Source organism: Promicromonospora noduliphila (genome assembly GCF_056951025.1).
The window spans coordinates 2,922,815-2,936,460 of the sequence record NZ_CM167806.1; the positions used below are offsets into that span (position 1 = coordinate 2,922,815).

General features: G+C 72.8%; 8 protein-coding genes. 2 read left to right on the plus strand and 6 right to left on the minus strand.

Annotated elements, in window-relative coordinates; all coding sequences use genetic code 11:
- Positions 1–147 precede the first annotated feature (147 nt).
- The 4 genes from AC0QU1_RS12805 to AC0QU1_RS12820 all read right to left on the minus strand — a co-directional run bounded on the left by AC0QU1_RS12805 (position 148) and on the right by AC0QU1_RS12820 (position 9,738).
- A complete protein-coding gene (locus AC0QU1_RS12805) occupies positions 148–1,632 on the minus strand; it encodes an MFS transporter (RefSeq protein ID WP_483569732.1) in 1,485 nt (494 codons plus the stop codon).
- Between the two features lie 135 nt (positions 1,633–1,767).
- The gene (locus AC0QU1_RS12810) at positions 1,768–3,144 is read right to left on the minus strand and encodes an alpha-hydroxy-acid oxidizing protein (RefSeq protein WP_483569733.1); all 1,377 of its coding nucleotides are present in this window, start codon (positions 3,142–3,144) and stop codon (positions 1,768–1,770) included.
- Positions 3,145–3,249: 105 nt separating this feature from the next.
- On the minus strand, positions 3,250–6,774 hold the full coding sequence (locus AC0QU1_RS12815) for a choice-of-anchor G family protein (RefSeq protein ID WP_483569734.1): 3,525 nt from the start codon (positions 6,772–6,774) through the stop codon (positions 3,250–3,252).
- Positions 6,775–7,125: 351 nt separating this feature from the next.
- On the minus strand, positions 7,126–9,738 hold the full coding sequence (locus AC0QU1_RS12820) for an AAA family ATPase (protein WP_483569735.1): 2,613 nt from the start codon (positions 9,736–9,738) through the stop codon (positions 7,126–7,128).
- Positions 9,739–10,041: 303 nt separating this feature from the next.
- Here AC0QU1_RS12820 and AC0QU1_RS12825 point away from each other — a divergent pair, with 303 nt between their 5' ends.
- Positions 10,042–11,589: a zf-HC2 domain-containing protein gene (locus AC0QU1_RS12825; protein ID WP_483569736.1), complete on the plus strand. Its 1,548-nt coding sequence runs from the start codon at positions 10,042–10,044 to the stop codon at positions 11,587–11,589.
- A 48-nt stretch (positions 11,590–11,637) separates the two neighbouring features.
- Here the strand turns inward: AC0QU1_RS12825 and AC0QU1_RS12830 are convergent, their stop codons facing one another.
- Positions 11,638–12,129, minus strand: a complete 492-nt coding sequence (locus AC0QU1_RS12830) for a DUF6326 family protein (protein WP_483569737.1) — start codon at positions 12,127–12,129, stop codon at positions 11,638–11,640.
- 85 nt (positions 12,130–12,214) lie between these two features.
- Between AC0QU1_RS12830 and AC0QU1_RS12835 the strand changes: the two genes are divergently transcribed.
- Entirely contained in the window at positions 12,215–12,886 is a 672-nt protein-coding gene (locus tag AC0QU1_RS12835) for a TetR/AcrR family transcriptional regulator (protein WP_483569738.1), read from the plus strand.
- 40 nt (positions 12,887–12,926) lie between these two features.
- Here AC0QU1_RS12835 and AC0QU1_RS12840 read toward each other — a convergent pair whose 3' ends face one another.
- The gene (locus tag AC0QU1_RS12840) at positions 12,927–13,550 is read right to left on the minus strand and encodes an NAD(P)-dependent oxidoreductase (protein WP_483569739.1); all 624 of its coding nucleotides are present in this window, start codon (positions 13,548–13,550) and stop codon (positions 12,927–12,929) included.
- Between the last annotated feature and the right edge of the window lie 96 nt (positions 13,551–13,646).

A 13,646-nucleotide genomic window follows, 5' to 3' on the forward strand; every position in this document is an offset into this window, starting at 1 on the left:
CCCTCTCGCTAGCGCACCGCCCCGGGCCAACAGGGCACCAGAAGAGCGGCACCAGAAAACCGCGCCAGAGAAAGCACGGCACCAGAGACGTCGGCAGCGGCACAACGCGGCACCCGGGATACGCCTCCCGGAGACACGTGCGCCGAGCTACGCCTTCCCTTGGGTCGGCGCGTCGGCCCGAGGGTCTGATGCCTCGGTCAGCGGCGCCTCGCGCACGAACCACATGAGCACAAGGCCGGTAAGCACCACGGCGACGATCCCGAGAGTGCCCCAGATCGTGGCGCCCGTCGCGGTGATCGTGATGGTCCACAGCGCGCTCGACATCCAGGACGTGGCGCGGCCGGTGGTGGCGTAGAGGCCGAAGATCTCCGACTCCTTGCCCGCGGGCGTGACGCGGGCGAGGTAGGACCGGGACGCGGCCTGAGCCGGGCCGACGCAGGCCGACAGGATCAGCCCGCCCACCCAGTAGACGACGGGGCCCAGGTCCCGCAGGAACACGATGGCGAGCCCGGCGACGACGATGACGCTGAGCGTGCTGAGGATGACCGAGCGAGGGCCGAAGCGGTCGTCGGCGAAGCCCACGAGGGCGGTACTGACCCCGGCCACGAGGTTGGCGGCTATGCCGAAGACGATCACCTGGTCGGCGGAGAAGCCGAAGCTCACACCGCCGATGATCGCGCCGAACGCGAAGACGCCGCTCAGGCCGTCCCGGAAGACGGCGCTGGCCAGCAGGAACCAGAAGGTGCGGCGCGAGGAGCGCCACAGGCCCTGGATGTCGCGGAACAGCACCACGTAGCTGGCGAAGAACCCGACCTTGTGGCGGCCCTTGGTCGGGGGCAGCTCTGGCACGAAGGCGAGCACCGGCCAGGCGAACGCGATCGCCCAGAGTGCGCAGCCCACCGCGATCACGCGGAAGGCGAGACCGTTGTCGGTGGGCATGCCCCACCAGTCGGAGCTGTTCGCGATCACCACGAACAGCAGGGCAAGGATGCCGCCCACGTAGCCAAGGCCCCAGCCGAGCCCGGACACCTTGCCGACGGTCTTCGGCGTGGCGACCGACACCATCATGGCGTTGTAGTTCACCCCGGCGATCTCGTTGAGCACACTGCCCAGGCCGATCAGGGCGGCACCGAGCACGAAGTAGGCCGGGTCCGCCTCGACGAACCACAGCGCGAGCATGCACAGCACCATGCCGGCCGTCCCGCCGGCGAGCCACGCCTTGCGCCGGCCGGTGACGTCGGCGCGCTGCCCCAGCACGGGGGCGAGGACGAGGATGAGCACGCCGGCGAGGGTGTTCCACAGGCCCACGCCGCTGGTCAGCTCGGCGAGTCCGCGCTGATAGGCGGGATCGTCCTCGCCCAGCGCCGCGACGGCCGGCTCCAGGAACGACTCCGTGGTCAGGTACAGGGCGGTGAACACGAACGTGAGGATCACGGTGTTGAACGGCTGGGTGCCCCAGTCCCACAGCGCCCACGAGAGGACCTGGCGGCGCGGGATCCGTGCGCCCTCCCGCAGCTCCAGGCCCGTCGTCGGAGGTGTGGCCGTTGGGCTGGGGTTCGGCGTCGAGGTCGGCGTCGGTGTCTCGGGAGCCGAGGGAGCCGGCGAGTCGGGTCCGGGTACGGCGTCGGTCATGGCGGCAGTCTGCCCGGATCGCGTGAACGACGGGGAGTGGGCCGGTCACGATCTCATACCGACCGACCCGTCAGGCGCACGGATCACCCGAGTGACATGCCCGTCTGGCAAGTCGATCGGTTACTCGCGAGCCCGTCACTGTGCGAGGTTGTGCCGGCCGATCTGGTCCGTCCGGGTCACGCCGGCCAGGGCCATCGTGAGGTCGAGCTCGGCCAGGACGTGCTCGGCCACGGCGCGGACGCCGTCCGCCCCCGCGAGCGCGAGGCCGTAGACCCAGGGGCGGCCGAGGAGCACGGCGTCGGCGCCGAGGGCGAGGGCGGTGAAGACGTCGGCGCCGGTGCGGATGCCGGAGTCGAACAGGACCGGGATGCGCGCGCCCGGTCCGGCGTCGGTCGCCTGGGCGCTCGACCCTCCGCGCGGGTGGGCGCGCACGGCGTCGACGACGGGGCCCAGCGCGTCCAGCGAGGCGACGGCGTTGTCGACCTGCCGGCCGCCGTGGTTGGACACGACGATGCCGTCGGCGCCGTGGTCGAGGGCGGCGCGGGCGTCGTCGGGGTGCTGGATGCCCTTGACGAGGATGGGCAGGGTGGTGCGCTCGCGCAGCCAGGCGAGGTCCTCCCAGGTCAGGGTGGAGCGGGAGAAGACGTCGAGGAAGGTCTCGACGGCAGCGCGCGCGTGGGGCTGGGTCAGGTTGCGCAGGGTGGGGCCCGGGTGGTGGCGCGCCATGGACAGCAGGGCGCGGACGGCGGCGACGGTCGGCCGGGCCGACGGCGGCCCTGCGTCGGCCGAGCCGACCCGCTCCGCGCCGTCGACGCGGGCCTCGACGAGCCTGCGGAACTCCGGGTCGCTCAGGTACTGGGCGATGCCCTCGGCGCGGGCGAACGGCAGGTAGCCGAGGTCGAGGTCGAGGGTGCGCCAGCCGAGCACGTGGGTGTCGAGGGTGACCACCAGCGCCTCGCAGCCGCTGGCCTCGGCGCGGGCGACGAACGAGGCGACCACGGCGTCGTCGGAGGACCAGTAGAGCTGGAACCAGCGCGGGCTGTCGCCGAGGGCGGCCGCGGTGTGCTCCATGGGCGTGGAGGCCTGGGAGGAGATGACGACGGGCAGGCCGAGGTCGCGGGCGGCGCGGGCGAGCGCCGGCTCGGCGTTGCGCGGGGCCGCGGCCCGGCCTCCCCGGCCGACCTGGTGCTGCACGGCCAGCTCCAGGGCTCCGACCGGCCCGAACAGCACCGGCGCGGGCAGCTCCCGGCCGAGCAGGGTGGTGGCCAGCGACCGCTCGCCGACGTCGACCATCTGGCGCGGCACGATGCGGTGCCGGCCGAAGGCCTCACGGTTGGCCTCGACGGTGCGCTGCGCGCCCGCGCCGCCCGAGACGTACGACCAGCCGGTGCGGGTCATCCGGCGCCGCGCGGCGTCGGCGAGCGCGTCGGGGCTGGTGGGCACCACCGGCCGGCGCCCGTAGACCCCGTTGCGGTAGATCGCGGACTGCACCGTCCGGCCGAGATTGTGCATGGCGGACATCCTGCCACCCGGCGGACAGAACGGGCCCGGCACGAGTGTGTCGCGCCGGGCCCGCTCTCTACCGGCCGGTCCTACCAACCGGCGTCAGGTGCGCGGTTACTCCTCCCCGGGCATCCGCCCCAGGGCGGTCGCCATCGCCATACCGAGCTCACGCCGGCGCCGGATCAGCACCGCACCGACCGTGAGCAGGAGCACGACGCTCGTCACCAGCGTGGCCAGGTCGGCGCCGGTCGAGGCCAGACCGCCCGACCCGTCGCCCGACCCGCCGTCGGCACCGTCGTCACCACCGGCACCGCCGTCGTCACCACCGTTGTCACCGCCGCCGTCGCCGCCACCGACGGGCGCCGGCACCACCTCGAACGTGGCGGACGCCGAGTCCCCCATCGTCGTGCTCGTGGCGATACCGGTGTGCATGCCCGTCGGAAAGTCGGACGGGACCGTGAACGTCCACTGGACCGTCCCCGACTCGTCCGCCGCGACGGCCGGCATCCGGATCGACGTCGAGTAGATCACCCCGGCGACCATCTCGTCCGGCTCGAAGCCCGAGGCGTAGAACGTCTGGCTCGCGCCAGGGGCCACCGAGTCCTCCTCGAACCAGGCGATCAGCGTCCTGGCGCCGGGCCCGGTGACCTCGATCGGCACCTCTGCGCCGTCGCTGCCGTCCTCCGGCTCGGCGACGATGACGTGGATGCCCGGCTCGGCGTCCTCCGGGACGGTGATCGTGACCGTGAACCCGCACGTGTCGTCCGGGACGACCATCACGGGGTCGCCCACCGGCTCCCCCGCTGCGTCGGTCAGCGTGACGCTGACCTCCACCCCGGCCGGGAAGCCCGTGCCGGTCACGGTGACCTCGCCGCCCGGCTCGACCGTCGTCGGGTCGGCGACCAGGGTCGGGTCGGTGCACTCCTCGCCGGGCCCACCGTCGTCGGTCACGGTGAGCGGCGCCTGGGCGCCCTCGCTGCCGTCCTCGGGCTCGGCGCCGATCTCGTAGTCACCGGGCTCCGTGCCCTCGGGGACCGTGTAGTCCGTCGAGAAACCGCAGTTCTCGTCGGCGGTCACCGCCACAGGGTCACCGACGGGGTCGCCGTCGGCGTCGAAGAGCCGGACCGTGACGTCCACGCCCGCCGGGAACCCGGTCCCGACCACGGTCACCGTCTCACCAGCCGGCACGGAGCTCGGGGCCACCGTGATCTCCGGTGCCGACTCGCACTGCTCGGCGCCGGTGATCACGGTCAGGGGCGCCTCCGCCGGGGTGCCGGTGGTGTCGTCCGTGCCGACGACGGTGTAGTCGCCCGGCTCGGCGTCCTCCGGCACCACGAGCGGCGTCGTGAAGCCGCCGTTCTCGTCGGTCTCGACCGTGATCGGGTCGCCCACCGGGTTGCCGTCCGGGTCGGTGAGCTGCACCGTCACGGTCGCGTTCGGCGTGTAGCCCTCGCCCGTCACGGTGGTCGTGCCGCCCGGCGTGACCTCCGCCGGGTCCACCGTGATCGTCGGGTCGATCGCCGCGGCGGGTGTGACCGTGAGCGGTGCCTCGGCCGGGGTACCCGTGGTGTCGTCGGTGCCGACCACCGTGTAGTCGCCCGGCTCGGCGTCCTCCGGCACGCACAGGTCCGTGGTGAACGCACCCGTATCGTCCGTCTCGGCCGTGACCGGGTCACCCACCGGGTTGCCGTCGGCGTCCGTGAGCTGGACCGTCACCGTGCTGTTCGGCGTGTAACCCGTACCCGACACCTCCGTGCACTCCCCCGGAGCCACTTCCGTCGGGTCCACCGTCAGCTCCGGCGTGATCGCCGCGGCAGGCGTGACCGTCAGCGGTGCCTCGGCCGGAGTGCCCGTCGTGTCATCCGTACCGACCACCGTGTAATCACCCGGCTCGGCATCCTCCGGCACACACAGCTCCGTGGTGAACGCGCCCGTGTCGTCCGTCTCGGCCGTGACCGGGTCGCCGACCGGGTTGCCGTCCGGGTCCGTGAGCTGGACCGTGACGGTCGCGTTCGGTGTGTAGCCCTCACCCGTCACCGTCGTGCACTCGCCCGGCGGAACCTCCGTCGGGTCCACCGTGATCGTCGGGTCGATCGCCGCGAGGTCGCAGGCGTCGATCCGCACGCCGGCGTTGCCCAGCCCGATCCGGCCGGCGTCGGCCGACTGCACCAGGCCGAGGCTCAGCGCGGACACCTCGAGCTGGCCGAGCCGCTCCTCGCCGTCCGCCGTGGTGCAGGTCGCCGTCTCCTGGTGGTTGATCTGCAGCGAGACGAACTGCACCAGCACGTCGAACACGGGCGACAGCGCGGCCCCGATGGTCGAGGTGATGCCCGTCTTGAGGTCGTTGATCAGCAGGTCGAAGATCTGGTCGCCCTCGTCGCTGATGATCAGGTCGTAGACGGTGCCGAAGATGGGCGCCGCCGCGTTGCCCAGACCGTTGATCGTGGTGGCCAGCAGCGTGCCGGTCACGGCCTGTGCGCCGGTGCTGTTGTTCACGACCTGCGGGAAGTTCCCGTTCACGGCGTCGGCCAGCGGCACGCTCCAGGACACGTCGAGCGTGCCGAGCGGGGACTCGTCGAAGAACGCGATGTTGATCGTCACCGCGTTCAGGGCGTCCTCGATCGCGCCGATCATGATGCGCGTGGCCTCCTGCATGATCTCGTGCACGCCCTCGGCGATCTGCGGGTACGTCTGGTCGTCCAGCAGCTCGTAGTCGGGCGCCAGGCCGTTCATGCCGACGTCGTCGCCACCGCCCCACGGGTCGTTGCCCTCGGCCAGGTGCTCCAGGTGCACCTGGAACTCACCGGTGGAGAAGTCGATGGTCACGAGCTGGTTCGCCGACGTGATCGGCTCGCCGACCACGGACTGGAACAGCGTCTCCTGCATGTTCGAGTCCACGGTCACCGTCGGCTCCGGGATGCCCGGGACCGCCGACAGCAGGGCCGTGAGCTGCGAGACGTCGAACGTGTCGTTCACCAGCGTCTCGATCTGCGAGTCGACGGCGCCGCCGATGTCGTAGATCGACGCGGCCGCGTCCTCGACCACCGGCGAGTGCAGCAGCAGCGTGCCGTCGCCGAGCCGGTACTGGCCCGGCCCGGTCACCCCGCCGTCGGGGTCCAGGATGACGCCGTCCTCCGCGATGACCTCGGCGCCCAGGGCACCCAGCTCGATCGTGAGCTGGTCGACCACCGCGTCGGAGATGCCGTCGACGCCGGCCAGCCGCGCCAGCGACAGGACGTCGATGCTCGCGGTGCCGAACTCGTCCTCCGCGCCGTCCAGCGTCACACCGCCGTCGGCGCCGAGCAGGCCGGACACGGCATGCGCGTCGGCCGGGCCGGACGCCTCGCTCGTGCTAGCGAGCGCGCCGATCTGCCCGAAGTCGAGGAACTGGTCCACCGGGAGCTGGATGTCCCCGAGCTGCAGCACCTGGGAGCCGAGCAGGTCGGCGTCCAGGTTCTCGGTGTTGGGGCCGGGGTTGCTCACCGAGCCGGCGTCGGAGGTGGCCGCGCCCAGCAGCGCCTGCTGCATGAGCTCGGCCGCCAGCACGCTGGCCTCCGCCTCTGACGGCTCGTCCGGGTAGTTGTCCACCGCGACCGCCGGCAGACCCGCGGTCGTGGCCAGGAGGGCCGAGGCAGCCACCACCGCGAGCCCGCGGCGCCATGCCGCACCGCTCCGCCCGCGTTTCCGCGTCAACGACACATGCGTCGAGATCAAGAGATCACTCCTCACATTCGCGCCCCTTGCGGCGGCGTCCTGGTGAATGCAGGCCGCGCGGGAATGCCACGCGTCCCGGACCTCAGAACACCTATGTCCGGGGATTTCCGCCATGTGGCCCACCACTTGTGCACGAACGCAAGACAAGGCAAGACAGCGCAATCAAACTCTGCACTAAGGCAACCGCGGACATTTCAGCGCACAACGGCGTCGCCGTTTCAGGAGACTTTTCTCGATGCGGCGAAAATGCCGAAAATGGGCGGGTGAAATAATGCCTCAGGCCGAATCGGTGAGCCACTCGGGCGGGTCGGCAGACGCCCGCTCGACCAGCTCCCTGCGGTCCCGCACACCCAGCAGCACGTAGATCGAGCTGAGCCGGTTGGCCACCGACCGCACCGAGAGATACACGGCCTCCGCGATCTGCGCGTTCGTCGCCCCCCGCAGGGCCAGGCGGACGATCTCGCGCTCGTTGTCGCCGAGCCGCTCCCAGGCCAGCCCGTCACGGGCCGCGCCCGCGAGGCCGAGGTCGGCCGTGTGCCAGCCCGGCGCCCCGAGCAGCGCCGCGAGGGCCTTGGCCTCCCGCAGCGCCGGTTCGGCCGCGGCGCGGTCACCGTGCGCGGCGCAGTGGCGGCCGTAGGCGACGAGCGTGCGCAGGCGCTGCCAGAGCGACGGCGTCGGCCCGGCTGACGATGCGGTGGGCGGTGCAGTGGGCGATGCAGCGGGCGATACGGCCGGCAGCCAGCCGTCGACGCCGGCGGAGGGCGCGGCGCCTCCCGCGGGCAGCGCAGCGCCTCCCGCGGGCAGCGCAGCGCCTCCTGCGGGCAGCGCAGCGCCTCCCGCGGGCAGCGCAGCGCCTTCCGCGGACGGGGCGCCTCCCACGGATGACGCGGCGCCCCCGGCGGACGACGCGGTGCCCTCGGCAGACCGCCCCACACCCTCGGCGAGCAGCGCGCTCATCCGGGCGTGCGCGGCCGCTGCGTCGACGTCAGCCCGCTCCTCCGGCTCGACCGGGGGCTCGATCAGCCGCAGCACGCGGCCCGGGACGCCGTCGCGGAACCGTCCGGCGGCCACCACGGCCTCCACGAGGTCGGCCCGGGAGTGCGTGCGCCCGCGGTAGGGCCAGGCGCAGCGTTCGAGCCCGATCGTGAGCAGCTCGGCGGCCCGGTCGGCGAGGCCGACGGCGAGATAGGCGACCCCGAGGTCGGTGGCGAACTCGCCCAGGGCGCGGGACGACGGCACCCCCGCACGCGGAGGCGTGTCGGTCGCCGGGGGCCGGCCGTCGAGCATCGCGTCGGCGGCGATCCGCAGCCCGCGTACGGGCAGCCAGTCCGCGACGCCCGGCCGGAGCCGTGTCGCGCGCTCCAGGTGGGCCCGCACGTCCGCGGCCCGGCCCTCGACCATCGCGACCCGTGCCTCCGCGACGTCCCTGGCCACGATCTCCGCGACCGTCCGGTCCTCCGTCGCACGGTCGTTCGTCGCTTGGCCGTTCGTCGCGTCAGACTCCGCCAGCAGCCGCCTGGCGCGCGCGACGTTCCCGAGCATCAGGTGGCCCCGCACCTCGAGGCACAGGCCCACCCAGTGCCGGCCGGGGGACGTCGCGATGAGGTCGAGGTCGGCGCGCAGGCGCGCGGGGTCGGACAGGCGGCCGGTGCCCTCCAGCGCCAGGAGCTCCGCCGCCGCCCGCGCGCCGGCGGCCCGCACGCCGTCGTCGGCTCGCACGTCGCCATCGCCTCGCACGGCGTCGGCGGCGGCGCCGGCGTCCTTCCACCAGAGATGGTCCGTCCACGCGGGGTCCGCCGACGGCGGCAGCCACTGCCCCACGCCCCTGCCGGTCCAGGTCGTCCCCGTCAGGAGCGCGATGCCGACCGCGCGGGCGGCGGCGCGCGGGTCCCGCCCGCCGAACCGTGCCGCCGGCAGGTCGTCCAGGTGCAGCCCGTCGAGGGCGGCCTCGGCGGACCGGCCTGGGCGGCGTCCAGCAGCTCGCCCGACGGCGGTCGCGGTACCCGGGCGTTCGACGTCGGCCCGCTCCCCGCGCAGCAGCGCGAGCAGCGGGTGCGAGTCCGCGAGCCCCGCAGGATCCCGCTCGTCCAGCATGGCCCGGTACACGCGCCGCGCCACGGGTCCGACGGCGTCCGGCCCGGCCCACTCGGCGCTCCCCCGGAGCTGGGCGGCGCTGAGCGTGTCGGCCAGCTCCAGCGCGATCCGTACGTTCCCCGCGCTCCACCGGTGCAGCAGTGCGGCGACATCGGCGGCGACCGGCTCCCGGCGGGCCGCGTCGAGAACACGGCGCAGCGACGCCTCGTCCAGCGGCCCGACGTCGAGCACCTCCACGTCGTCGGGCAGCGGCGCGCCCACCTGACGGGTCGCGGCGACGACCCTCCAGTTGCGCGCGTAGGCGACGTCGGCCAGACGGCGCAGCCACGCGGCCCGGTCCGGGGACAGCGCCTCGATGTCGTCCACGAACAGGACCCGTAGCCGCGAGCCCGTGGGCTCGAGCCCGGTCACGGCGTCCACCAGCCGCTCCGGGTCGAGGTAGTGCTCGGCCTCCGGCCCGGCCGCCGTCGTCCACTCCGACAGGTCCAGGCGGCGCCCGTCCGTCAGGTCCTGCGCGGAGGGCCGCGCCGTGCCCGACCGGACCACCCGCACCGCCGACGCCTGCGTGCCGAGCTGCCGCAGCGCGGCCAGCACCGTCACGCTCTTTCCGATACCGCTGAGACCGCTCACGACGAGTGTCGTCGGGTCCAGACCGGTCGCGAACGCTGCGACAGCTCGCAGCTCGCGGTCACGACCGTGGACCACGCGATCCAGCCCCCCGTCGCCCTCGGCCGCCGCCCACCCGGATACCAGCACCGGATGCACCGCCGCAGAGAGCCCGCTCTCTGGACCCACGCTTGTTTCCTTCCGGCCACTCCATGAATATCGATGGTTGATTCCACGGGCAGCCTACGACCACTTCCCCGTACCGCCATTGGGACCCTCGGGCGCATTTTCGTATGGTGGAGTCCTTGCGTTCGATTTTCTGGGTTATTACGGACACGCTTCACATGTTGGTCAATTGGTGCTTTACCTCCCGATCGCGGGACGCGACCGGTGGCGGGCAATGGGGGCGGCGGTCAATGTCAGAGGCAGTGAACGAAGGCGGAACGGGGAGGGGACGGCGTGACTGATGACCTGTGGGTTCACGATTGGGTGGTGCATCGCCCGAATGTCGTGCGGTCCGTCCAGGCACGCGTGCCCGGCATCGACGCCGAAGAAGCCACCAGCCGCGCCCTGGAGAAAATGGTCCGCATCGTCTCCACCGGCGGCACCATCACCGAACCCGCCCCGTACTGGCGGCGGGCCGCGGTCAACGAAGCCATCACCATGACCCGCGAAGCCGGCCGGGCCCGGCCGGTCGAGGACGACACCCTGGACGGCCTGACCCCACCCGCCCCCGGCGCCGAACTCGACACCGAACGCCAGGCCGACGTGTCCATGCTGCGCACCGCGCTGGCGGATCTTGCCGAACCCGACCGGCAGCTCCTGCTCGACCGGCACGTGCACGACCACGCCGTGACCGACATCGCCACCCGCCTCGGGGTGCGCCCCCACGCGGTCACCATGCGGCTACGCCGCGCCGAGGAACGCCTCGCCGGGGCGTTCGCCGCCGCCCACGCCCACGCGGTCAACCAACCTGAATGCCGCACCACCCGCGCCGCCATGCACGACTACCTCAAAGGCCGCCTCCTGCCCAGAAGGCAACGCAGCCTGGAAGTCCACATGGACGGCTGCGCCGAATGCACCCGCGCGTTCATCGACGTGCGCGAAGTGTCCTGGATGCTGCGCGACCTGGGCCAGCACCTCATCGCCGGCGGCACCATCACCGGCGCCATCGGCGGGGCCGCCGGCGCTGCCAGCGCGACCGCTACTGGTGGCACTGCTGCGGGTGGCACCGCAGCGGGTGGCACCGCAGCGGGTGGGGGCGCCGGCACCACTACTGGCACTGCTAGTGGGGCCGCCGGTAAGGCCGGTAGGGGTTGGCCGCGGTCGTTCGGGAAGGAGGCCGGCGTGGCCGCCGGGGTCCTCGTCGCCCTGGCCATCGGCGCCGGCGCCACGGCCATCCTCATCAACCAGCTCGACGAGCCCCCGGTCCAGGCGATCGACGGTGCCGGCCCCGGCGGCGCCGTCGGTGAGGGCGGCGGGGCCGACGGCGGTGGCGGCGACCCGGGTTCTGGACCCACCTCGGAGCGGCCCACGACCGAGGAACAGCCGCCCGCCGTCCCTCCCGCCAGGCCTCGACCACGCCCTTCAACGCCCGACGAGGAGGCTCTCGTGGCCTCCGATCCGGCGCCGATCGAACCCGAGCTGGTGGCCGATCCCGCACCGGCACCCGAGGCCGAGCGCTCGGACCCCGAGGCCGCGCCGGAGCCGGTCGACCCCGAACCTGCTCCCACCCCGACGCCGGACGAGCTGGCACCGGCCGACCCTCCGGCGCCGCCCGCGCCCGAGGATCCGGCAGATCCTCCCGCGCCAGAACCAGAGCCGGAGCCCACTCCCGAACCGCCCGCCGAGGAGGCTCCGGGCGGCCCGCCCGGCAACCCGGGCAACGCGAACGGCAAGGGCCCGACCAAGGACAACGACCAGGGCCCCGGCAACGGAAACGGCAACAGCAACGGGAACGGCAACGGGGGCGGGAACGGAAACGGCAAGGGCCCCGGAGGCGGCGGCCACGGCCGACCGGCCGACCCCGGGAAGCGCTGATTTCTTGGTCGTCGCGGACCTGCTCGGCGATCTCCTCTTGGCGATCTCCTACTGTCGAGTGTCCTGTCGAAGGTTGGTCGTGGCGGGGCCGGTTGGGACGGCGGGGGTTCGAGGCCAGGTCCAGGCGGAGCGCAGGATGAAGGCCAGGAGCAGCACCTCGATTCCGATGGAGAGGCCGTAGAAGGAGGCCCACTCCCAGGACTCCCCTACGGCGTTGAACACTGTGACGGGGAGGTACAGCGATGCCACGACGAGGTTCGTGGTGCGGTTCACCCGGGCGGGTAGCGTCATGGAGAGGACCACCATCAGGGCCGGGATCGTGATCAGGCCGAGGAACGCGGTCATCAGCGCCGGGCTGATGTCGAACTCGAAGACGACGCCGGCCAGGATGTCGTCGACAGTGCCGGGCTTGTAGAGGTGGTAGTAGTCGACGTAGATGTAGAGGAGCATGAAGGTGGTCCATGCGGCGGCGACCTTGGCCTGCACGGGGATCGGCGGGGTGTCGAGCAGGTTCGGGGTGGTCGTTCGGATGGTGGTCATCGGTTCTTCTTTCGAGAGGAGGTCCCTGCGCCGCAGTGGCGGCAAGTCGAGAGTGTACTTAGTACACTACGGGTAGGCTGTCGGCATGACAAGGCCCGCCCGCGCCCCTCGCAACTCCTTGTCGCGCGCGCGTGTGGTCCAGGCTGCCTTCGAGCTCGCTGACGCCGAAGGGCTCGATGCGCTCACCATCCGCGCGGTCGCCTCGCGACTGGAGGCGACGCCGATGTCGCTGTATCGCCACGTCGCGAACAAGGACGACCTGCTCGACGCGTTGGTCGAGCGGATGTACGCCGAGTTCGAGACGCCCGACCCACAGCGACCGGACTGGCGCGCCGAGCTGCGCCGCCGGGCGAGCTCGGTCCGCGAGGTCCTGGTGCGGCATCCCTGGGCGGTCGCACTGATCGAGACCCGCGCCGGCCCGGACCGGCCCGTCACGTTCGCCCACGCCGACGCCGTCCTGGCGACCCTGATCGCGGCGGGATGCTCCCCGCGCCTGGCATCGCGCGCGTTCGTCGTCCTCGACAGCTACGTCTACGGCTTCGCGGTGCAGCAGATCACCATGCCCACCACCGAGCCCGGCGACGTCGAACCCGACCAGGAGGCCGCGATGCGGCAGTACCCCAGCATGCTCGCGGCGATGGACGCCGTGACGGCAGACCCCGAGTACGACTTCATCGCCGAGTTCGACGCCGGGCTCGACCTGGTCCTCGACGGCATCGACCGCTGGCGCCAGCGGTCGATGCCGTCAGCCGGCTGAACGCCTCACGCCGAAGCCACCCGGGCGGGGTGCCCCGGCCTCAGGCCGCGACCGAGATCGCCTGTCCGACGGCGGTCCGGTCGGTCAGGGCGTCAAGGATCGCCAGCGCCAGGTCCGGCCGGGCGATCGTCCAGGCCCAGCGCACGTTGCCGTCGCGCCGCGCCTTGTAGCGGCCGGTGCCCCGCCGGTCCTGGAGGCGCGGCGGGCGCATGATCGTCCAGTCCACGTGGCTGGCCCTGATCACCTGCTCCATGGCCTCCAGGTCCGCGTTCGCGTCGGCCAGGGCCCGCTTGAGGATCGGCTTGGCGACGTAACGGGAGAGCGGGTCGTCGCCGTCGACCAGCCAGCCGCTCGCGCTGATCGCGACCAGGCGACGCACGCCCGCGCGGTCCATCGCCTCCAGGACGGCGGTGACGCCGTCGCGCAGCACGTGCGCCGACTCGCCCGGCACCGGGCCGAGGCAGCTCGCGACGGCGTCGACCCCGCTGAACGCGGTGGCGAGCGCCGCGACGTCGGACGCGTCGGCGACCCGGACCTCGCCGGGCGGATCGGCCAGCCGGGACGGGTCGCGGACGACGGCGACGACGTCGTGGCCGGCCGCGGCGGCCAGCCGGACGAGCTCGCGGCCGGTGCGGCCGCTCGCTCCGACGACAGCGATCTTCATGACATCTCCTCGGAGGTCGGTTGCGCTTCGCCCTGGTAAGGCGAACACTGGTGAGTGAATACTTACTTACACCGTGTCACGGGACATGGCCGCAGG